We start from the raw sequence: 20529 nt of genomic DNA, 5'->3' as shown, positions 1-20529 counted from the left end.
ATGACGAAAACGAAATTCGATACAGATACAGAAATTGAACTTACCGAGCTCGATTCAGAAGAGAAAATTGTGGTGCAGGGGGCAAGGGTTCATAATCTTCGAAATATTGATGTTGAAATACCGCGAAATAAGCTGACTGTAATCACCGGTTTAAGTGGCAGTGGTAAGTCATCGCTGGCTTTTGATACAATATATGCCGAAGGGCAGCGGAGGTATATTGAAACGTTTTCGGCTTATGCCCGCTCGTTTTTAGGCAATATGGAACGCCCTGATGTGGATAAGATTACAGGCTTAAGCCCCGTTATTTCAATAGAGCAAAAGGTTACCACCCGAAATCCGCGCTCAACGGTGGGGACCGTAACTGAAATTTACGATTTTTTGCGTTTGCTTTATGCACGTGCCGGCGAAGCTTTTTCGTACAATACCGGCGAAAAAATGGTAAAGTATACTGAAGAAAAAATTATTCAGCTGATTAAGACTGATTTTGCCGGTAAACGAATTAATATTCTGGCACCGGTGGTAAAAGGCCGTAAAGGCCATTACCGCGAATTATTTGAGCAGATTAGACGAAAAGGCTTTTTAACCGCCCGGATTGATGGAGAGCTAACCGAGTTAATGCATAACCATAAGGTAGACCGCTATAAAAACCACTTTATCGAAATTTTGATTGATAAACTGGTGGTTGACGAAGCCAGTACCAAACGCCTGAAAGAGAGCGTGCAAACAGCCATGAAGCACGGCCACGGAATTTTAATGATTCTCGACCACGACACGAACGAAGCAAAATATTACAGCCGTTTGTTAATGTGTCCCACCACCGGAATCTCCTACAACGAGCCGGCACCGCATAATTTCTCGTTTAACTCGCCACAGGGGGCATGCCCAAAATGCAATGGTCTGGGCCGGGTTACCGAGATCGACCTCGATAAAATTATGCCCGAAAAAAACAAGAGCATTGCCAAAGGAGGGATTGCTCCGCTTGGAGCCTATAAAAACACCTTAATTTTTTGGCAAATTGAAGCCTTGGGCGAAAAGCATGGGTTTACGCTAAAAACGCCGGTTAAAGATATTCCGGAAGAGGGATTAAATGAAGTATTGTTTGGCACCAACGAACGTATTCAGCTAAAAAATACACCCCTTGGCAACAGCATGAACTACATGATGAGCTACGACGGTGTGATAAAATATATTGACAGCCAACGGGAAGAACATACTTCCAAAACCGCTCAGAAATGGGCCAACCAATTTGTAAAAACGATCGAGTGTCCCGAATGTAAAAGTATGCGCTTGAAAAAAGAATCGCTTCACTTTAAAATTGATGGGAAGAATATTTCGGAATTGGCAAAAATGGACCTCGATGAATTGGGACTTTGGTTGGATGGATTAGAAAACCGGATCTCCGATCGGCAACGAAAAATCGGCAGCGAGGTAATCAAGGAAATTCGCGACCGGCTGGGATTTATGCTGGGTGTTGGATTAAATTACCTGGCACTCGACCGCACTGCCCAAAGTCTCTCGGGAGGAGAATCGCAACGAATTCGCCTGGCAACACAAATTGGTTCGCAACTGGTTAATGTGCTGTATATTCTCGACGAACCCAGCATTGGACTGCACCATCGCGATAACCTGAAACTAATTCAGGCACTGGAGCAATTGCGCGATTCGGGCAATTCGGTAATTGTGGTTGAGCACGACCGCGATACCATGTTACACGCCGACCATTTAATTGACATGGGGCCACACGCCGGGCGGCATGGCGGAGAGGTGGTAGCTGCCGGATTACCCCAAGAGGTGCTAAAAGCGCCAACCTTAACAGCCGATTACCTAAATAACCGGAAAAAGATTGAAGTACCGGCGAAGCGACGAAACGGAAAATCGGATATCTTAAAAATTACCGGCTGTTCCGGAAATAACCTTAATAATGTTACAGCAGAAATTCCATTGGGCAAATTTATTTGTGTTACAGGTGTTTCCGGTTCCGGTAAATCAACTTTAATTAACGAAACGCTGCAACCCATCTTAAGTCAGCATTTTTATAAATCATTAAAAGATCCGTTACCCTATAAAAAAGTTGAAGGACTGGAACATATCGACAAAGTAATTCGGGTCGACCAGTCGCCCATTGGCCGGACTCCACGCTCAAATCCGGTTACTTATACCAATGTTTTTGGCGATATAAGAAGTTTATTTGCCCAGTTGCCCGAAGCAAAAATACGGGGCTACAAACCGGGGCGCTTTTCGTTTAACGTTAAAGGCGGACGCTGCGAGGAATGCCAGGGCGGGGGATTAAAGCTTATTGAAATGAACTTTCTGCCCGATGTGTATGTGCATTGTGATAAGTGTAACGGTAAGCGGTATAACCGCGAAACACTGGAGGTGCGTTACAAAGGAAAGTCAATCAGCGATGTGCTGAATATGACCATTAACCAGGGTGTTGAGTTTTTTGAACACATTCCTTCAATCGCCAATAAACTAACAACTTTGCAAGATGTTGGCCTGGGGTATATTACACTTGGGCAATCATCAACAACACTATCAGGCGGCGAATCGCAACGGGTAAAATTGGCAGCCGAATTGGCAAAACGCGACACCGGAAAAACAGTTTATATTCTTGATGAGCCTACAACAGGACTACATTTTGAAGATGTGAGGGTACTGCTTGAGGTGTTAAATAAACTGGTTGATAAAGGAAATACGGTTATTGTAATCGAACACAATATGGATGTAATAAAAGTAGCCGACCACATTATCGATATTGGACCGGAAGGTGGAAAGCATGGCGGGAAAATTTTATGTGCAGGTACACCCGAAGAGGTTTGTAAAAATAAAAAATCGCACACTGCCCGTTATTTAAAGCAAGAGTTACAGCAAGCGTAATAAATCCTGTTTTTCATAAAAAAGTCAAAATAGGTGCCAAAACCTAAAAAATGTAGCCGATAGCTCATATCAATTTCATACATTTAAGCCTAAAACTGAAAACAGCAGGCTATGAAAGACGTGGAAATCTATTGCAGAAATACCCATACTTCGCATGTGTACCCCATGGGCACTTCCTTATTGGAAATTAGCGAGGATTTAAATATACAACTCGAGCATCAGGTTTGCGGAGCAATTGTAAACCACCAGGTAAAAGAACTATCGTTTTGTGTGGTAAAGCCCAAGCACATCGAGTTCATCGATTTTTCGCATCCCGATGGGGTGAGAATGTACATACGGAGTTTAATTTTTGTATTGTATGCCGCAATAAAAGAGGTGTTTCCGCATGTTGCCTTTAAAGTACAGAACGGAATTAGCAATGGTTATTTTTGCGAGCTTCAAGGCCTGGAACGAGAGATTTCGGAATCGGATATTTTTGCCATAAAACAGGAAATGAAGGCAATAATTGATGCCAATATTCCTTTCGTAAAAAAAGGATTAATAACATCGCATGCGGTTGATTTGTTGAATAGACAAGGCCTTGAAGATAAAGCACAGTTGTTTGAGCAGCAGGGCCACATGTATTCGTTTTTATATTTTTTAAACGACCTGGGAAATTACTTCTATGGTAACTTGTTGCCATCAACCGGATACATTACCAATTATGGATTAGTACCTTATTTTGACGGTATACTCCTGCAAATTCCGCGACGAAAAAATTTCAAAAAACTACGTAAAGTTCATTACAATGCCAAGTTGTTTGAAATCTTTCAGGAACAAAAAGACTGGGCTGAGATTCTGAATGTCTCAACAATTGGAAGCCTGAATAATTTTACCCTGCAAAACCGCAGCGGCGATATTATAAAAATATCAGAGGCATTGCACGAAAAGAAAATAGCTGAAATTGCCAACCAGATTTCGGCACGCGGAAACGGTACAAAGGTTGTTTTAGTGGCTGGTCCTTCAGCATCAGGCAAAACAACATTTAGTAAACGACTCGGTGTTCAGTTGGCGGTAAATGGTTTACATCCTTATCAAATTTCGCTCGACGATTATTTTGTAGATCGCGAACTGACCCCAAAAGATGAACATGGCGAGTATGATTTTGAGGCACTTGAGGCCATTGATGTACAGTTTTTTAATCAGCAACTTATCGAGCTTTTCGAGGGTAAGGAAATTCGCCTGCCCCGATTCGATTTCCATAGCGGAAAACGCACTTCGAATGGCAAAACACTTCAACTGGGAAAAGATGACATATTGATTGTGGAAGGAATACACGGAATGAACCCCGGACTGCTAACTGATGTGCGCGAAGAGAATACGTTTAAAATTTTTATTTCAGCACTCACACAGGTCTCGGTTGATGAACAAACACACATTTCAACCGCCGATAATCGCTTGCTCCGGCGAATGATTCGCGATAGCAAATACCGGGGATATCGGGCTGCTGAAACAATTAAGCGTTGGCCTTCAGTGCGTAAGGGCGAAGAAAAGAACATCTTCCCGTACCAGGAAAATGCAGATGTAATGTTTAATTCGGCAACCATATACGAATTGGCAGTTCTAAAAAAATATGCCGAACCCATTCTAAATTCCGTACTCGAATATCAGCCGGAATACACCGAGTCAACACGTTTACTCGAATTTCTTTCGTATTTCAAATTAATTAGTGACGAAGAAATACCTCCAACATCCTTACTGCGCGAGTTTTTAGGAGGCAGTAGTTTTATGTATTAGCAAGGGACTGGATTTTGAGTAAAATTCACAGCGTTGCTGGCAAAGTAAAACTGAGAATTGAATTGAGTGTGGAAGGGATATGCTTATAATCATTCTAAATTATGTTTATTTCTAATCCTTTTTCAATAAAAAACGTTGTACCTTTAAACATCAAAAAAATCAATTAAAAATCTTTAAATCGTATTATTATGGCATTTAGTTTACCAAAACTTCCGTATGCTCCTGATGCGCTGGAGCCTTATATTAGCGAAAAAACTATAGCGTTTCATTACGGCAAGCACCACCAGGCTTATGTTAATAACGTAAATAACCTTGTTGCGGGTACCGAGTTTGAAAATGCTGACCTTGAGGAGATTATTAAAAAGGCAGAGGGTGGTATTTTTAACAATGGAGCCCAGGTATGGAACCATACCTTTTACTTTATGCAGTTTGGCCCAAAAGGTTGCGAAGAACCGAAAGATGAATTAAAAGCAGCAATCGAAGCCAAATTTGGTTCGCTTGATGCATTTAAAGAAGCTTTCTCGAAAGCAGCGGCCACTTTATTTGGCTCGGGTTGGGCCTGGCTTGTTGTAAGCGAAAGCGGCGAATTGGAAATTGTGCAAACCAGTAACGCTGCCAACCCGTTGCGCGATGGTAAAAAACCATTGTTAACCTGCGATGTATGGGAACATGCTTACTACATCGACAAGAAAAATGCACGTCCGAAGTACATCGAAGATTTTTGGAAAATTTTAGACTGGAAAGTTATATCAGAACGTTTTGCCGGATAAAAAGGAAATTTATGAGTACAGAAAAAGTATTGGCAGCCATGCAAGCTGCCGGAAAGCCTTTAAAAGCAGGTGAAATTGCCGAAGCTGCCGGACTGGAGAAGAAAGAGGTGGATAAGGCGATGAAAGTGTTAAAAGCAGAAGAAAAGATTGTGTCGCCAAAACGCTGTTTCTGGGAACCCAAATAGCGTGATTAGGCAAATAAAAAAAAGAGGGGCTTGCATTGGCAAGCCCCTCTTTATCGTTTCAACTAAAAACTTATTTTTTCCAGAGACTTTCCATCTCCTCTAAAGTTTTCCCTTTGGTTTCGGGTACCAGCCTCCATACAAATACAAACGATAACAAACTCATCAGCCCATAAAAGCTGTAAGTTAATCCTCCGCTAAATTCCATCATTGCCGGATAGGTAGATGAAATAAAGTAGTTGGCTGCCCATTGAGCTGCTACTGCAACTGCAACGGCCTTTCCCCTGATTCTGTTTGGAAACAATTCCGAAATAAGAACCCAGCAAATTGGTCCCCACGACATCATAAATGAAGCCGTGTAAATAATAATAAATACCAGTGTACTAATGCCTATAACTTCCATAAACGAAAGTATGCCAATGGCAAACATACCAACCGCCATACCAATAGATCCTATCATCAGCAGTGGTTTTCTACCCCATTTGTCAACCGTTAAAATGGCAACTACAGTAAACATTACATTTACAATACCCATAACAACGGTTTGCATTAATGAGGCATCTTTGGCAGCTCCCATACTTTCAAAAATACGTGGAGCATAGTACAAGGCTACATTAATACCAACAAATTGCTGGAACACTGATAACAAAATACCAATAACGATAACCAATTTACCGTAGGAGAATAATTTGCCCGAGTGGCTCTCAACACTTTGTTTAATATCATTAAAAATTTCTTTGGCGCGTTCGGCTCCGTTAATTTTTGTAAGAATACTAAGTGCTTTGTCGTCTTTATTTTGAATGGCCAGGTAACGCGGTGTTTCGGGAACAAATAAAAGTAATGCTCCAAATAAACCGGCAGGAATGGCTTCAGAGATAAACATGCGTCTCCAGCCAATAGTATTTATCCACTCTAGTGGTTGGCCGTTGGCAATTCCCCAGTTTACAAAATATACCACCAGCATACCAAAAATAATGGCAAACTGGTTGAGCGAAACAAGTCGTCCACGAATATCGGCCGGTGCAATTTCTCCAATATACATTGGGCTAACTGCCGATGCCAAACCAACGCCGATACCACCAATTACCCGGTAAAAGTTAAACATGTATAACAATCCCATGGTAGGTTCGCCTTTTGTAAAGAACAAGAACTCAGGATTACCTGATCCCAGAGCTGATAGAAAGAAAAGAAGTGCTGCCAGGAACAATGTCTTTTTTCGACCTAGTTTAGATGCAAGTAAGCCGGAAATACTACCGCCGATAATGCAACCGATTAAGGCACTTGATATGGTTGCTCCGTGCGCCAACGAATTTAACCCAAGCCCCTCAATGAGGTAGGCCTGGATTGATTTGTCGGCACCCGAGATAACAGCTGTATCGTAACCAAACAACAGTCCTCCCAGCGTGGCAACCAATGTAATAACTACAATGTAAAACGAATTACGCCCTTTCATAGCTATTAAATATACCAGTTAATTAATTGCTCAATTAACTCTTGTTTTCCACTTATTTGTGCAGGTTCGCCAACTTCTTTGGCAATGGCATACATATCTTCTATGGTCAGTTTACCAGCTTCAAATTCAGCACCTTTTCCTTCGTCAAACGAAGCATAACGGGCAGCACGCATAGCGCAGTACTGCGAGTCGTTCAAAATCTTATCGGCGATAACCAACGAACGGGCAAAAACATCCATACCACCAATGTGAGCGATAAAAATATCTTCAAGGTCGGTTGAATTACGGCGGGTTTTTGCATCGAAATTGATACCTCCGTGGGTAAATCCACCCGTTGGAAGAATTTCAAGCATGGCCTCTGTTATTTCGTAAATGCTGGTCGGGAATTCATCTGTATCCCATCCGTTTTGGTAATCTCCTTTGTTGGCATCAATTGATCCAAGCATTCCGGCATCTGCCGACATTCTCAGGTCGTGAGCAAAAGTATGGCCTGCCAATGTAGCGTGGTTTACTTCAATATTTAGTTTAAAATCGTCGGCTAAGCCATTTTCTTTCAGGAATCCGATTACCGTTTGTGCATCAAAATCGTACTGGTGCTTGGTTGGCTCCATTGGTTTTGGCTCAATAAAGAATGTACCTTCAAATCCTTGTTTACGGCCATAATCGCGAGCCATACGAAGGAATTCGCCCAGGTGCGCCAATTCGCGTTTTGTATCGGTGTTGTGCAGGCTCATGTAACCTTCGCGTCCGCCCCAGAATACATAACCGGTACCGCCAAGTGCAATAGTAGCATCAATAGCATTTTTTACCTGTACGGCAGCATTGGCAACCACATTAAAATCAGGATTGGTTGAGGCTCCGTTCATATAACGTGGATCAGAAAATACATTCGCAGTTCCCCAAAGCAGTTTAACACCCGATGCTGCTTGCTTCTCTTTAGCAAAAGCAACAATTTGTTCCATTCTTTTTTCAATGTCGAAAACCGAACCATCGCCTACCAGGTCGGTATCGTGGAAACAGTAGTAAGGGATGTTCATTTTTGTGATAAACTCAAAAGCAGCATCCATTTTTTCTTTCGCAGCATCCATAATATCGCTTGCACCAATCCATGGGAAAATCTGTGTACCCGGACCGAAAGGATCGCCACCAGTTCCACAGAAAGTATGCCAGTAGGCAGCTGCAAAACGCAAATGTTCTTTCATTGTTTTTCCTGCAACAACCTTGTTTTCGTCGTACCATTTAAAGGCCAACGGATTTTTTGATTCAGGGCCTTCGTATTTAATCTGATCGATACCCTTAAAATACTCTTTGTTTCCTTTTAAAACTTCCATTTTAATTTATTTTATGTGTTATTATTTATATTGATTTTTATTTTTTAACTAAGTGTTACTTTTTCAAGCTGAGCTTTCCAGTTTTCATAGGCTGCCTCGTAGGCTGCTTGTTTCGAAGTGTTTGGCTCAATAATGTCCAGTTTTTTCAGGTTTGCAAAAGCCTCGTTAAACGATTTGTAATAGCCTGAACCAACACCTGCTCCACGTGCTGCTCCAACCGAACCATCGGTATTGTACAGTTCAATGGTTGCACCGGTAATACCTGCCAGTGTTTCTCTAAAAATCGGACTCAGGAACATGTTGGCTTTTCCGGCCCTAATTACCGAAGCATCAATTCCTATATTTCTCATGATATCCATTCCGTATTTAAACGAAAAAACAATCCCTTCCTGTGCAGCCCGTAATAAATGGCCTTTACCGTGTATGTTAAAGTTAATGCCGTTAAACATCGATCCAATATTGTTATTTTGCAATACCCGCTCGGCGCCGTTTCCAAACGGAAGAATTGAAAGTCCGTCGGAACCAATGGCAACTCCCGATGCCAGGTCATTCATGGCTTCGTACGACAGGTTTTCTGCCACCATACGTTTCATCCATGCATTTAATATGCCGGTACCGTTAATACAAAGCAAAACACCCAGACGAGGGTCTTCGGGCGCATGGTTAACGTGGGCAAAGGTGTTTACACGCGATTGCGGATCGTATTTTATTTCGTTGCTCACACCATACACCACTCCTGAGGTACCTGCTGTTGTGGCAATTTCACCGGGATTTAGCACATTTAGCGACAGGGCATTGTTCGGCTGATCGCCGGCACGGTAACTAACCTTTGTTTTGGTGGATAAACCCAGTTCAGCTGCTGCTTTTGCACTCACCTGTCCTGAAGGCGCAAAAGTAGGAACGATATTGGGAATAATTTCGGGCTGAAATCCGTAATTGTCGAATAACATTTTGGCCAGGGAATTTTCTTTAAAATCCCACATAATTCCTTCAGATAAGCCGCTTACCGTGGTTTGAGTTTCTCCGGTTAGCTTCATGGCAATGTAATCGCCCGGAAGCATAATTTTATATACCTTATCAAAAAGTTCAGGCTCGTTTTCTTTTACCCATTTTAATTTTGATGCTGTAAAATTACCCGGTGAATTGAGCAGGTTTGTAAGGCAGCGCTGGCCTCCAATTTCTTCGAAGGCTTTGTCGCCATAGGCGGCAGCACGGCTATCGCACCAGATAATCGACGGACGAATTACTTCCAGGTTTTTATCCACCATTACCAGCCCATGCATTTGGTACGAAATACCTATTGATTCAATACTTTCTTTATCAACATTGGCGGTAGACAAAACCTCGGCAAGAGCCAGTTTAAGGTTAGCCCACCATAATTCGGGTTCCTGTTCTGCCCATCCCGCTTTGTGTGCGGTTATTTTCATTTCTTGTTTGGGGAAAAACGATGAGGCAACCACCTGGCCACCGTCTGCTTCTACCAAAGAAACTTTCACAGAAGAGCTTCCGATATCGAGACCTAATAAATGCATGATTTTAAGCTGTTTTATATAAATTTGTATTTAATCTGTTCTGTTCTGATATGGTTGCAAAAATATATGCAATTTGCATCATCTCAATTCGCCATGAATATGTTATAAAACATATTTATAGCGATGACCTGAGTTTTAAGCACGTTGGCACTTCAAAATTCATTGTCTGATCGTCAAGAATAAATTCTGCTGCTTTTTTTCCCATGAGTTCAAAATCGGTAGAGATGACCGATATTCCGTTCTTAACATATTTTTTCATTGGGGTTTCGTTGTATGAAATTACCCCCACTTCCTTTCCGGGTTCATAACCTTTTTCGGCACACCTGTCGAGAAACTTTGCCAGGGTGCGGTCGCTAACCAAAAAATATAAATCTCCTTCCTGTAAGTCAAATTCATCGTAGCTTGAAATTACCTTGTGGTTTATTTTATTATCCTGGCAGAACCGTTTGAAGTGCTCCACCGACTCGCGGGGATGATAGGTAAACGATGGATAGAAGAAAGTTACCCTTTTATACTTTGCTATGGCTGCTTTATTTTTTTCCAGGCAACAATAAAGTGCTTCTCCAAAACTCTGATAGACGCATGACTTGCCTTCTCCATTTATTTTCCAGTCGATAATAAGCAACTGTTGCTCGGGAATAGTGTCGATTACTTTTTTCACCCGTTTATGGTCAAAGTTCATAACAATGTATTTGCTGTAACGCCCCACACTTTCCGAAATAATTTTTTCAAAAAGATCGATATTGTAATGATGAAAATGAAGATCGACACTTATGTTATTGGGTAAGTGGTTTAAAATAGAGTGGTACAACACCTCTTTATAGGCTTTAAACGTATCGAGGAAAAGAAAAATTTTGGTGATTTTACGGGTCACAAAATAGCCACGATTGGGCACCGATTCAACAACTCCGCGTTTTTTTAGTTCGGCATAAGCTTTAAACACGGTATCTCTCGAGAGCTGGCAATCCTTCATTATCTGGTTTACCGAAGGCAGCATATCTCCTTCTTTTAGCTGATTCTGGCTAATGGAGTCGAGGATGGCGTCAACGAGTTGCTGAAATTTTAAAACGTTTGAGTTCTTTTCAATGGTAAATTTAATTTCGCTCATGGTGTTAGTTTAATTGTAGAACCCCATTCTGTTCTGTTCTACAAAACTAATAATATTTCTGTAAGCTGATTCTCATTATTTTGTGTTCTTTCAACAAGTTTTATGCATTTAACATTTATTAAGCTCAAAAAAACAATAGGCTTGTACAAAACCCGTTTTGGAGGAAAAGGGTAGGGTGAGGTTACTTTTTTCTAGTGGTTAAGTTTGGTCAGCAATTCTTTTTAGCCTCACTTCTTATCCTTTTTTCTTTTATTTTTGATTTAAAAACAGCAACAAATCATGATAAAAGAACTTATTATCCGAAATAGAAGCTATCGTCGTTTTGATGAATCAGAAAAACTTTCAGCAGCAACTATTGGTAAATGGATTGAACTGGCGAATTTTTCGGCAAGTGCGCGAAATGCACAACCATTAAAATATGCTATTATTACAAACCCCGAAATGTGTGCTAAAATATTTCCTTTTCTGGGGTGGGCAGGTTATTTAAACGATTGGAAAGGCCCGGTAGAAGGAGAAAGGCCGGTAGCCTATGTGGCGGTAATAAAAGATCGGCAAATAGCGGATAACCATTACTGCGACGATGGTATTGCCATGCAGAGTATTTTACTGGGAGCTACCGAAGAGGGTTTTGGTGGTTGCATGATTGGGTCGGTAAACAAGGCAAAAGTATCGCGGCTTTTGGGCCTGGCTGAAAAGCAGGAATTGTTGTGGATGATTGCATTGGGGAAACCTGCCGAGCAGGTAGTTATCGATCCGGTAAATAATGGTAATATAAAATACTGGCGCGATGATAAGGGCGTACACCATGTGCCAAAAAGAGGACTGGATGAGGTGCTTGTATACACCGATTAAAAGCATAAAAAAAGGATGGCTTAGCCATCCTTTTGTGTTTAACTCCTAAAATTAACCCCTTATAAAAAGTGCCTTAATTATATGTTGAGCCATTTTCGGATTTTCTTTTAATCTTCGGGTTGAATAATTGAACCATTTTTCGCCAAAAGGCACATATACGCGCATCAGGTGTCCCTCATCAACAATCGATTGTCGCAATTCAGGCGTTACACCATAAAGCATCTGAAATTCGTACATGTTTTTCGGAATATTCATTTCCCGTATCATTTTTAACGATTCTTCAACCAGGTATTTATCGTGTGTGGCAATACCTACATACATTTTGTTATCAAACATGTACTTCAAATCGGCCAAAAAATGTTGTCTTACTTCGTCATACCCTTTAAAAGCTATGTTTTCGGGTTCAACATAAATGCCCTTACATAGCCTGAAACTGATTGGGAATTTCTCGTTGTTTAAGTCGTTTAATGCAAGCAGGTCGCTTTCTGTTCTTCGTAAATAAGCTTGCAGCACCAATCCAACATGTTTTGGAAACTCATTTCTGAGTCGGCGGAAAATATCCAGCTCCATGTCTACACATTGCGAGTCTTCCATATCAATGCGTATAAACGAATCTTTTTTTGCTGCCAATTGTACTACATCTCGTAAATGCGAGTAGCAAACTTCTTTATCAATGAGCAAACCAAACATGGTTGGTTTTACCGAGAAATTTCCTTTTATATGCTCAGTAGTGAAACGTTCAATAACTTCGAGGTACTCATTACGGTTCTTTTCTGCTTCATCAAGCGTTGTAATAAATTCACCCAAAATATCAACCGTTACTTCAATCCCTTTTTCGTTTAAAAGCTTCGATGCCAGCAAACCTTCTTCCATCGTTTCTCCGGCGATATAACGTTTTGAAAACACCCACACCAGTTTTTTCGGCATGATGGGGATAATATTTGCAATTAACTTATTCAACATTTCAAATTTTAGGTAAATACGAATTTGTTGCTGGTAAAAATACGATGCAGAGCAAGTCCTTTGCAATGATGTTTATCAGTGACAAAGCATGATTTAATGCAGCTTTTTTTCAGAACTTGTTGATTATTAAATACATCAAAAAAGTGTTAATAAGAGTAGTGCTTTTCGGCTAAAAAAGTATCTTTGTCGGGATTTAAAAGTTGAACCTAAATGTTGAATGAAAGAATTGGGAGAATTCTCCTGACATTTCAAAAAAACAGTTGAAGTAAAAATTAAGAAAGATGAAAGGAACATCGTTAGTAGTAAGTGTAGTACTTTTTGTTGCAGTTATCGTTTTATACGTTTTACATTTTACCGGCCAGGGAGCAGGCGAAGGTGTTAGCATAAAAGCAGCTGCCGAAACCTCGGCTGGAGGATTAAAAATTGCTTATATCAAAGCCGATTCGGTAATTTTAAACTACAACCTGTCGGAGGATTTACATGATGAGTTTACCAAAAAGCAGGAAGCGTATACTTCTGAATACGGAACAAAACGTCAGTCGTTTGAAAAAGAAGCAGCTGCTTTTCAGGAAAAACTGCAGCGTGGAGGCTTTTTAACTGAGCAACGTGCCGTACAGGAACGCGATCGTTTGGTGGGTAAAGAACAGGAGATTGTTAAGCTCGACCAGGAACTGTCGACTAAACTGGCTGAAATTCAGCAGGGCAACAACACCAAAATCCTGGAAAATATTATGGATTACCTGGAGCGTTACAACGAAAAGGCCGGTTACGACTATATATTAAATGGTACAAACGTATTAATTGGCCCTGAAGCCAACAATATTACGGCAGATGTGCTGAAGGCATTAAACGAAGAATATGCCGCTCAGAAAACGGAATAAAAAAGAAAAACTACGATATGAAATCCGGGTAATACCCGGATTTTTTTTGGCCTGAAAGTTCGCTTTTTATCTTAGCTTTGTTTTATGTTTGCCGATAAGTACCTGAAAAAGAATCAACACCGGTCCCTTATTGATGATCTTCCGGATGTGGCTCCGGGAATAATTGTTGTTATACCGTGTTTACGCGAACCCGATTTACACCAAACACTTAACTCGCTTTATGCATGTAATCTGCCCAATTGTTTGGTTGAGGTACTGGTATTAATTAATCACTCAGAAACTGCAGAACCCGAAACCATTCAGCTAAATACCGTCACCAAAACCAATGCCGACAAATGGATTGCCGAACATACAAAGTCCGGTATTCAGTTCTATGCCCTTGGCCCGGTTGTGCTTAAAAAGAAATGGGCCGGAGCAGGTTTGGCGCGCAAAAAGGGAATGGATGAAGCCATTGCTCGTTTTAATTCTTTTAATCATACCGGTGGAATTTTGGTTTCGTTGGATGCCGATACACTGGTAGCCAAAAATTACCTGACTGAAATTGAAAAACACTTCATTAAAAACCCAAAACATGTGGGGGCTACCCTTGCCTTCGAACATCAGAAAATAGCGTTGGATGAAAAACACCGCACAGGGATAGAGCTGTACGAGAGATACCTGGCCTACTACAAGCGTGCCTTGCAATTTGCTGCTTACCCTTATGCCATGTTTACCATTGGTTCGGCCTTTGCTGTTAAAGCAGATGCCTATGTTAAACGGGGTGGAATGAACCGAAGACAGGCAGGCGAGGATTTTTATTTTTTACAAAACCTGGTGCAGTTGGGTACGATTGGCGAAATAACTTCAACAAAAGTGTACCCCTCGTCGCGCTTATCCGATCGGGTGCCGTTTGGTACCGGACCCGTTTTACAAAAATGGATGAAAGGGGAGGAAGATTTACGCAGCACCTATAATTTTGAGGCTTTTAAAAACATCAGGGAGCTGTTTTTGCAAATAAACAAGCTGTATAAAATTCAGCCCGAAGAATATGAAGCCTTTATAAAAAGCTTAAGCCAAGCCATGCGAAATTTTCTTGAGGTCGATAATTTTTATGCCGAACTAAAGGACCTTAACAATAACTGTTCGCGACCAGAAACATTTCACCAGCGTTTTTTTCAGAAATTTAATGCCTTTAAAATACTGCGGTTTTTGAATTTTGCGCACGAAAAATTTTACCCAAAGGCCGATCTTATCAAGCAGATTTTACTTTTAGAGCAGGAACAGCAGGCTTAAGGCCATAACAACCATTCCACCTGTCAGGCCATAAATGGCAACATGGTGTTCGCCGTATTCTTCTGCCGACGGCAAAAGTTCGTCGAGCGAAATAAAAACCATTATACCTGCAACACCGGCCATAATTACACCAAAAAATACGTCACTGTTTCCGGAGTTTAAGAAAGGCATTAGTGCCAGGTAGGCAATAAGTGCTCCAACAGGTTCTGAAAGGCCCGATAAAAACGAATAGAAAAAAGCTTTTTTCCGACTGCCTGTGGCATAATAAATAGGTACCGAAACGGCAATTCCCTCGGGTATGTTGTGAATAGCAATAGCAATGGCAATGGCAACACCAAGTGCCGGGTCGTTAATGGCCGACATAAAAGTAGCAATTCCTTCAGGGAAGTTATGCACCCCAACTGCCAGCGCAGTCATTAAGCCCATGCGGTAAAGCCTGTTAAAGTTAGTGGCAGCTTTTTTATTGTCCATGGCCTCAATACCTCTTATTTCGTGCGGGTTTTCAAAACTCGGAATAAATTTGTCGATTAAGGCAATAAGCAGCATCCCCCCAAAAAAGGCAATAACGGTGTATAGGGTACCTTCAAATTCGTTAAAATGGTGCACCAGGCTTTCTTTTGCTTCCTGAAAAATCTCGACAAAAGAAATATAAATCATAACACCGGCTGAAAAGCCCAGCGATAAGGTAAGCAACTTGGTATTGGTTCGTTTGGCAACAAATGCTATTGCACTGCCAATACCGGTTGATAAGCCTGCAAACAAGGTTAGCAACAGGGCTAATAATACATTGGATGATTCCATTCTTTGCGAATTATGGTTAGCAAATTTAAGAAAAAGTAGATTAATTGAATATTAACATGTAAAATGCTTGTAAGGTGTTGCTTTACAGGGGGCTATGTTGTGTGTTTGTAAAACATGGGAATAAAATGTACTTTGAACTTTGATTTTTTGGCAAACTTTGTACTTTTGCTGAAACGTTAATGTTTAACTAAAAAAAATCATTGTTATGGCATACAAAATTTCAGATGAATGTATTGCATGCGGTACTTGTATCGATGAGTGCCCGGTTGACGCTATCGCAGAAGGTGATATCTATACCATTGATGCGGAACTTTGCACAGACTGTGGCTCATGCGCAGAAGTTTGTCCGGTTGAAGCAATTTCTATTGAAGAATAGTTCGCTCAGCATAAAGACATTGAAGCTCGCGCATGCGGGCTTTTTTTTTGCCTTTTTTTCTACCGTTTAAAACCCGTTCAGTTCCATAAAAGCAGTGGGTAAAATCAATAAAAATCCGATAATTATCAGCATAAGAATAAAAGGCGCAGCCCATTTAAACCACTTTTCGTAGGGAATACGAGCTACCCCTAAAACGCCAATTAACACGCCACTTGTGGGAGTAATCATATTCGTAAATCCATCGCCAAGCTGAAATATAACAACAGTTGTCTGGCGTGAAATGCCTATTAAATCAGCTATTTGCGACATAATGGGGATGGTAAGTGCGGCTTGTCCCGAGCCGGATGGGATAAATACATTCAGCAGGGTTTGAATCAGGTACATGATGCCCAGCGTGCCAACTTCACCAAAATTTTGCATCGAATCGGAAACATTAAAAAGCAGGGTATCGATGATTTTACCATCTTCGAGAATAACAACAATACCCCTTGCCAATCCAACAATAAGAGCTGCCGGAAGAATATCTTTGGCACCGGCAAGAAAAAGTTTGGTTAGGGTATTGGGCGAGTTGTTGGCAGCGATGCCGGCAAAAATTCCCATGGCAAGAAAAATCGTTGAAATTTCTTTGATGTACCACCCGTGCCCCATCACGCCGATTACCAGGAAAACAATGGTAAACGTAAGTAGTGTTAAAATAAAATATTGAACCGAGTGGCGCAGGGTGACAAGGCCCATTATTATAAAAAGGGCGGTGGCAACCGGAATGGCAGGAACCCTGAAAATACTGTTGCCCATGTTTATTGCGCTTTGCGGAAAAGCAAAAGACACAAACACTAAAAAAGTGCTAAGAACAGCCATGGCTATCCACGCAGCTGTTGGTTTTATTTTTTCGATAGTAACGGAAGTGGATTCATTTCGTTTTCGCCAGTAATTATCGTCGGTGTACACAAACGATTTTGTTGGGTCTTTTTTTATACGCCGGGCATATCGCAGCACATAAATAAAGCCAAAAAGGTTAATTACAGCCCACATAAAAATGCGGTATTCAAGGCCAGAAAACAGGGGGATATCCGATAAGCCCTGTGCCACACCAATGGTAAATGGATTTAAAAATGCCCCGGCAAAACCCATTGTGGCGGCAATAAAACAAAGCGAAACACCAACAATCGAGTCGTAGCCCATTGAAATAGCCAGCGGAACAAAAACAATGGTAAAGGCAATGGTTTCTTCGCTCATGCCAAAAACAGCACCAAACAAACTGAATATGGTCATAATGCTCAGCAAAACCAGGTTGTTTACGCCAATCCGGGCCAGTAGCTTCGAGCGCTCAAAACGTTTTAAAAACTGCAGAAAAGAGTAAATGCCGATGTCAACCGCTTTGCTGGCATTCATAATCCAAAAGGCCCCGCCAATAAGCACAATAAGCGCGATGATATCGGAAGTGCGTAAAAAACCGTCAAAAAAAGACGAGAAAACCTGCCAGCTTTGCATCTGGCTGTCGGTTTGCTGAAACGAACCGTTTTTAATTACACTACGCTCAACACCGTTTACAACAACACTTTCACGTTCAAATTCGCCCCCCGGAATAATCCAGGTTAAAAGCGCACAAAACACAATCAATGAAAAAATAATGACATAGGTATGCGGTACCTTTTTTAACATACAATAGAATTTTGCTGCCTAAGGTAATAAAAAGTGAAGTAAGGGATTTTGAGAATGTGTGAAAGGCGTTATTTTTGCCCCCCGAATTACACTTTTTCTCAACAATTTCCGGTTTTAAACGTTGGGTTGAAATTGTTAAGGAACAGAAAACAGCTACAAAATGAAATATCGTTTTTATACCATGCTTTTGGCCCTGGTGGCCGTATTTTTTAGTTACCAAAGTAATGCCCAGGACTCGCACGGGCATACCCACGATCACGATCATCAGCACCATTCGCATACACACAAAACCGAAATAGGTATTGGTAATTCGCTGGTTTATTTTACCGGCGAAAAGGAACTGAGCTATGGCCTGCATGTGCACGTGGTGCGTAATATCAGCCATTCGAAGTTTGGAGTAGGGCTAGCCTACGAACGTATTTTCGACGAACACAAACACAATACCTTTGGCATTGTTGGTAGTTACACACCGGTTGAGCGCCTACATTTTGCCCTAACACCCGGTATTGCTTTTGAGGGCAGCGATTGGGACGAGAAAAACTTTGCCCTGCATTTCGAAACAGCTTACGATCTTCAGTTGGGCGACCTGCATTTTGGCCCCATGGCCGAAGTGGGTTATAATTTCGAGCATGTGCACTTAAGCCTGGGCGTGCACATTGGTTTTGGCTTGTAAAGCTATAAACCCGCTTTTACGAAAACACCTGCGCTAAGGGCCAACTTTTGTTGGTAATTGCTTTTATTTCAGTTTAACAGTGGTTATTTTTGGCAAACCCGAACAGCGGGAGCAAAAACAGCAGATGTTAAATGAATCGTTACATACCGATTTGGCGCTGGGTAAAGGTGAATATTTTGTTAAAAACGGCCAGCAGAATTACAGGATTGGGAAAGTTGTAAAGGGGATTCTCAGAGGGTTTACTTTATCGGATGAAGGCGAAGAAATTACCACCCATTTTTTTATGGAAGGCGACCTGGTTTCCGGAAACTATATCCCGAATGCTGCGGCAACATTAAGTATTCAGGCCCTGGAAGATTGCCTTATTTCGGTGGCCAACTACAAAGCCATTTTTTCGTATGTGAATACCGACAGCGAACTTACTACTATTGTTCTCTCTAATTTCCAAAAGCTAAATAAACAGAATAATGCACGTATTGAAGCCCTGATTACAGGCGATACTTTAACCAAATACAAGTGGTTTCTTCAAACCTACCCTAATTTACTGAACCGCATTCCGCATTACTACATTGCCAGTTTTTTAGGTATGACACCCACCCAACTGAGCCGCACACGAAAAACCTTTTCTCAACAAATGTAAATGAAATTCCCGCTGCAGCCTGTTTAGTTTGCATGATTAGAAATAAAAAAATTATAATGATGCGTAAGCGATTAAATGCAAAGGAAAAAAGGGCCGGAATAGTGGCAAAACCCAGGCGGATTTCACATACTTATGTACAAACCATTAACGGAACATTAGCCGAGATAATGCCCCTGTATTGTCCGGTTAGGGAGTTGGATTGGTGCGAAAACTGGAACCCCAAAGCCGTTTACAGCCAATCGGGGCTGGTTGAAAAAGACTGTATTTTTATTACACCTGACGGGGATACCGATATTGTGTGGATGGTAAACGATTACAACCCGGAAGCCGGGCATGTAGAAATGATGTATCACGTACCGGGAGTTTTAATTACCAAATTAGAAATTCAGGCTACCGCGGTAAACCCCAGTTGCACACAAGTGAAGCTTACCTACTCAAAAACAGCCCTAAGCGAAAAGGGCGACAAAGCTTTGGCAGCATTTACGCAAAAGGAATACACTGTCATGATGGATTCGTGGGAAAAAGCCATGAATCATTATTTGGCAAGTGGGGAAATGCTGACCGGGTTGCCCAATTTTTAACAACCCCGGCCACCTCCCATTTACAATCGGTGGTTTTCGCATTTTTAATCCTAAATTTTGGCAGATGTACATTTTTACCGCCCGCCAACTTTTATTTTATGTAAACAATGGTTACTTTTAATGCGCCTTACCCGGTCACAACAAGAAGATTACAGTGCAGTAGAGACCCCCGGGAAGTGATGCTAAACGTTTGTAAAGGCTTATAAACGTTTATAAACGGATAAAACCGTAAATAGCAGCGCCCTGGCAAAAAAAAGCTTAAGGTTGTGCTATAAGCGGGATAACAATGAGGACGATATATAGTAGTTACTGTAAGTTTGAAGAAGAGAAAACACAACCTACAATTGAATATGGAGCAGACTAAAATAAATATGTCACACACAATATTTTCACTTGTAAAAGAAAATGGCAAAACAAACATTAAGTGGAACTATAATATTGTGCCAAAAGCCTCATTAGAGTCACTGAGAGTTGTACATGAACTTTATAATGAAAATTACTTCATTTGGCTTAATGACAATAGAAAAAAGTTGAAACCTAAAAATGAGAGAACATGTAGGTTTTGTGGGAAGTCCTACCCTGAAGTAAAATTCTCAAAAAAAGCTCATCTTTTCCCTGAGTCACTTGGAAACAAAGTTCACTTTTCTGATTTCGAATGTGATAATTGCAACTACAAATTTGGATTACATGAAAATGATTTTTCAAACTTTTTAGGTGACGTCCCCCCCGAAAAACTGGACATCTCTAAATTTGAGGATTCGGCAAAATATTAATATGTTTAATTGATAAATATTTTGCT

At 41.1% G+C, this 20529-nt stretch carries 20 protein-coding genes; 12 read left to right on the top strand and 8 right to left on the bottom strand.

Going from position 1 to position 20529, the window contains the following annotated elements; translation table 11 throughout:
- Positions 1 to 2877: an excinuclease ABC subunit UvrA gene (gene uvrA / locus QZ574_RS16490; RefSeq protein WP_297091552.1), complete on the top strand. Its 2877-nt coding sequence runs from the start codon at positions 1 to 3 to the stop codon at positions 2875 to 2877.
- Here uvrA and QZ574_RS19480 read toward each other — a convergent pair.
- Complete coding sequence (locus QZ574_RS19480; protein WP_363314396.1) at positions 2847 to 2945, bottom strand: TRASH domain-containing protein; 99 nt, start codon at positions 2943 to 2945, stop codon at positions 2847 to 2849. The two genes, uvrA and QZ574_RS19480, sit on opposite strands and share 31 nt — an antisense overlap.
- Before the next feature lie 43 nt (positions 2946 to 2988).
- Between QZ574_RS19480 and QZ574_RS16485 the strand changes: the two genes are divergently transcribed.
- The 3 genes from QZ574_RS16485 (at position 2989) to QZ574_RS16475 (ending at position 5608) form a co-directional block, all read left to right on the top strand.
- A complete protein-coding gene (locus QZ574_RS16485) occupies positions 2989 to 4653 on the top strand; it encodes a nucleoside kinase (protein ID WP_297091550.1) in 1665 nt (554 codons plus the stop codon).
- A 185-nt stretch (positions 4654 to 4838) separates the two neighbouring features.
- The gene (locus QZ574_RS16480; protein WP_347841595.1) at positions 4839 to 5423 is read left to right on the top strand and encodes a superoxide dismutase; all 585 of its coding nucleotides are present in this window, start codon (positions 4839 to 4841) and stop codon (positions 5421 to 5423) included.
- Positions 5424 to 5434: 11 nt separating this feature from the next.
- Positions 5435 to 5608 (top strand): hypothetical protein, encoded by a 174-nt coding sequence (locus QZ574_RS16475; RefSeq protein ID WP_297091547.1) that lies wholly within the window; start codon positions 5435 to 5437, stop codon positions 5606 to 5608.
- Positions 5609 to 5678: 70 nt separating this feature from the next.
- Here the strand turns inward: QZ574_RS16475 and xylE are convergent, their stop codons facing one another.
- The 4 genes from xylE to QZ574_RS16455 form a co-directional block, all read right to left on the bottom strand.
- Positions 5679 to 7058 (bottom strand): D-xylose transporter XylE, encoded by a 1380-nt coding sequence (gene xylE / locus QZ574_RS16470; RefSeq protein WP_297091545.1) that lies wholly within the window; start codon positions 7056 to 7058, stop codon positions 5679 to 5681.
- 5 nt (positions 7059 to 7063) lie between these two features.
- Positions 7064 to 8389: a xylose isomerase gene (gene xylA / locus QZ574_RS16465; RefSeq protein ID WP_297091543.1), complete on the bottom strand. Its 1326-nt coding sequence runs from the start codon at positions 8387 to 8389 to the stop codon at positions 7064 to 7066.
- Positions 8390 to 8433: 44 nt separating this feature from the next.
- A complete protein-coding gene (locus QZ574_RS16460) occupies positions 8434 to 9921 on the bottom strand; it encodes an FGGY family carbohydrate kinase (RefSeq protein WP_297091541.1) in 1488 nt (495 codons plus the stop codon).
- A 115-nt stretch (positions 9922 to 10036) separates the two neighbouring features.
- Entirely contained in the window at positions 10037 to 11029 is a 993-nt protein-coding gene (locus QZ574_RS16455; RefSeq protein WP_297091539.1) for a GntR family transcriptional regulator, read from the bottom strand.
- Between the two features lie 279 nt (positions 11030 to 11308).
- Here QZ574_RS16455 and QZ574_RS16450 point away from each other — a divergent pair, with 279 nt between their 5' ends.
- Positions 11309 to 11881 carry a nitroreductase family protein gene (locus tag QZ574_RS16450; RefSeq protein WP_297091538.1) on the top strand — a complete coding sequence of 191 codons (573 nt, stop codon included), beginning with the start codon at positions 11309 to 11311 and terminating at the stop codon, positions 11879 to 11881.
- A gap of 51 nt (positions 11882 to 11932) precedes the next feature.
- Here QZ574_RS16450 and QZ574_RS16445 read toward each other — a convergent pair whose 3' ends face one another.
- Entirely contained in the window at positions 11933 to 12844 is a 912-nt protein-coding gene (locus QZ574_RS16445; protein ID WP_297091536.1) for a proline dehydrogenase family protein, read from the bottom strand.
- A 281-nt stretch (positions 12845 to 13125) separates the two neighbouring features.
- Between QZ574_RS16445 and QZ574_RS16440 the strand changes: the two genes are divergently transcribed.
- Complete coding sequence (locus tag QZ574_RS16440; RefSeq protein WP_297091533.1) at positions 13126 to 13725, top strand: OmpH family outer membrane protein; 600 nt, start codon at positions 13126 to 13128, stop codon at positions 13723 to 13725.
- A gap of 84 nt (positions 13726 to 13809) precedes the next feature.
- Positions 13810 to 14997, top strand: coding sequence for a glycosyltransferase family 2 protein (locus QZ574_RS16435; RefSeq protein WP_297091531.1), 1188 nt, complete (start codon positions 13810 to 13812; stop codon positions 14995 to 14997).
- Here QZ574_RS16435 and zupT read toward each other — a convergent pair.
- On the bottom strand, positions 14974 to 15798 hold the full coding sequence (gene zupT, locus QZ574_RS16430) for a zinc transporter ZupT (RefSeq protein WP_297091529.1): 825 nt from the start codon (positions 15796 to 15798) through the stop codon (positions 14974 to 14976). The two genes, QZ574_RS16435 and zupT, sit on opposite strands and share 24 nt — an antisense overlap.
- Positions 15799 to 16003: 205 nt before the next feature.
- On the opposite strand from zupT, the gene QZ574_RS16425 reads away from it, so the two are divergent.
- Positions 16004 to 16174, top strand: a complete 171-nt coding sequence (locus QZ574_RS16425; protein ID WP_297091527.1) for a 4Fe-4S binding protein — start codon at positions 16004 to 16006, stop codon at positions 16172 to 16174.
- A 66-nt stretch (positions 16175 to 16240) separates the two neighbouring features.
- Here the strand turns inward: QZ574_RS16425 and QZ574_RS16420 are convergent, their stop codons facing one another.
- On the bottom strand, positions 16241 to 17836 hold the full coding sequence (locus QZ574_RS16420) for an AbgT family transporter (protein WP_297091525.1): 1596 nt from the start codon (positions 17834 to 17836) through the stop codon (positions 16241 to 16243).
- A gap of 160 nt (positions 17837 to 17996) precedes the next feature.
- Here QZ574_RS16420 and QZ574_RS16415 point away from each other — a divergent pair, with 160 nt between their 5' ends.
- The 4 genes from QZ574_RS16415 (at position 17997) to QZ574_RS16400 (ending at position 20503) form a co-directional block, all read left to right on the top strand.
- Entirely contained in the window at positions 17997 to 18509 is a 513-nt protein-coding gene (locus tag QZ574_RS16415) for a hypothetical protein (protein ID WP_297091523.1), read from the top strand.
- Between the two features lie 124 nt (positions 18510 to 18633).
- The gene (locus QZ574_RS16410) at positions 18634 to 19149 is read left to right on the top strand and encodes a Crp/Fnr family transcriptional regulator (RefSeq protein ID WP_297091521.1); all 516 of its coding nucleotides are present in this window, start codon (positions 18634 to 18636) and stop codon (positions 19147 to 19149) included.
- Positions 19150 to 19205: 56 nt separating this feature from the next.
- Positions 19206 to 19730 carry a hypothetical protein gene (locus tag QZ574_RS16405; RefSeq protein ID WP_297091519.1) on the top strand — a complete coding sequence of 175 codons (525 nt, stop codon included), beginning with the start codon at positions 19206 to 19208 and terminating at the stop codon, positions 19728 to 19730.
- Positions 19731 to 20080: 350 nt separating this feature from the next.
- A complete protein-coding gene (locus tag QZ574_RS16400; protein ID WP_297091517.1) occupies positions 20081 to 20503 on the top strand; it encodes an HNH endonuclease in 423 nt (140 codons plus the stop codon).
- The last annotated feature ends 26 nt before the right edge of the window (positions 20504 to 20529 follow it).

Origin of the sequence: uncultured Draconibacterium sp., assembly GCF_913063105.1 — a bacterium.
Lineage (GTDB): Bacteria > Bacteroidota > Bacteroidia > Bacteroidales > Prolixibacteraceae > Draconibacterium.
The sequence above is the reverse complement of the archived record's forward strand: the minus strand, read 5'-3'. Positions and strand labels throughout refer to the sequence as shown.

What these genes read in the sequence shown, in the direction of transcription:
- QZ574_RS19480 (WP_363314396.1), bottom strand. Translation starts at nt 2,945, where the DNA reads ATGAGCTATCGGCTACATTTTTTAGGTTTTGGCACCTATTTTGACTTT.
- xylA (WP_297091543.1), bottom strand. Translation starts at nt 8,389, where the DNA reads ATGGAAGTTTTAAAAGGAAACAAAGAGTATTTTAAGGGTATCGATCAG.
- QZ574_RS16475 (WP_297091547.1), top strand. Translation starts at nt 5,435, where the DNA reads ATGAGTACAGAAAAAGTATTGGCAGCCATGCAAGCTGCCGGAAAGCCT.
- QZ574_RS16435 (WP_297091531.1), top strand. Translation starts at nt 13,810, where the DNA reads ATGTTTGCCGATAAGTACCTGAAAAAGAATCAACACCGGTCCCTTATT.
- QZ574_RS16445 (WP_297091536.1), bottom strand. Translation starts at nt 12,844, where the DNA reads ATGTTGAATAAGTTAATTGCAAATATTATCCCCATCATGCCGAAAAAA.
- xylE (WP_297091545.1), bottom strand. Translation starts at nt 7,058, where the DNA reads ATGAAAGGGCGTAATTCGTTTTACATTGTAGTTATTACATTGGTTGCC.
- QZ574_RS16450 (WP_297091538.1), top strand. Translation starts at nt 11,309, where the DNA reads ATGATAAAAGAACTTATTATCCGAAATAGAAGCTATCGTCGTTTTGAT.
- QZ574_RS16415 (WP_297091523.1), top strand. Translation starts at nt 17,997, where the DNA reads ATGAAATATCGTTTTTATACCATGCTTTTGGCCCTGGTGGCCGTATTT.
- uvrA (WP_297091552.1), top strand. Translation starts at nt 1, where the DNA reads ATGACGAAAACGAAATTCGATACAGATACAGAAATTGAACTTACCGAG.
- QZ574_RS16410 (WP_297091521.1), top strand. Translation starts at nt 18,634, where the DNA reads ATGTTAAATGAATCGTTACATACCGATTTGGCGCTGGGTAAAGGTGAA.
- QZ574_RS16405 (WP_297091519.1), top strand. Translation starts at nt 19,206, where the DNA reads ATGATGCGTAAGCGATTAAATGCAAAGGAAAAAAGGGCCGGAATAGTG.
- QZ574_RS16485 (WP_297091550.1), top strand. Translation starts at nt 2,989, where the DNA reads ATGAAAGACGTGGAAATCTATTGCAGAAATACCCATACTTCGCATGTG.
- QZ574_RS16425 (WP_297091527.1), top strand. Translation starts at nt 16,004, where the DNA reads ATGGCATACAAAATTTCAGATGAATGTATTGCATGCGGTACTTGTATC.
- zupT (WP_297091529.1), bottom strand. Translation starts at nt 15,798, where the DNA reads ATGGAATCATCCAATGTATTATTAGCCCTGTTGCTAACCTTGTTTGCA.
- QZ574_RS16420 (WP_297091525.1), bottom strand. Translation starts at nt 17,836, where the DNA reads ATGTTAAAAAAGGTACCGCATACCTATGTCATTATTTTTTCATTGATT.
- QZ574_RS16455 (WP_297091539.1), bottom strand. Translation starts at nt 11,029, where the DNA reads ATGAGCGAAATTAAATTTACCATTGAAAAGAACTCAAACGTTTTAAAA.
- QZ574_RS16440 (WP_297091533.1), top strand. Translation starts at nt 13,126, where the DNA reads ATGAAAGGAACATCGTTAGTAGTAAGTGTAGTACTTTTTGTTGCAGTT.
- QZ574_RS16400 (WP_297091517.1), top strand. Translation starts at nt 20,081, where the DNA reads ATGGAGCAGACTAAAATAAATATGTCACACACAATATTTTCACTTGTA.
- QZ574_RS16460 (WP_297091541.1), bottom strand. Translation starts at nt 9,921, where the DNA reads ATGCATTTATTAGGTCTCGATATCGGAAGCTCTTCTGTGAAAGTTTCT.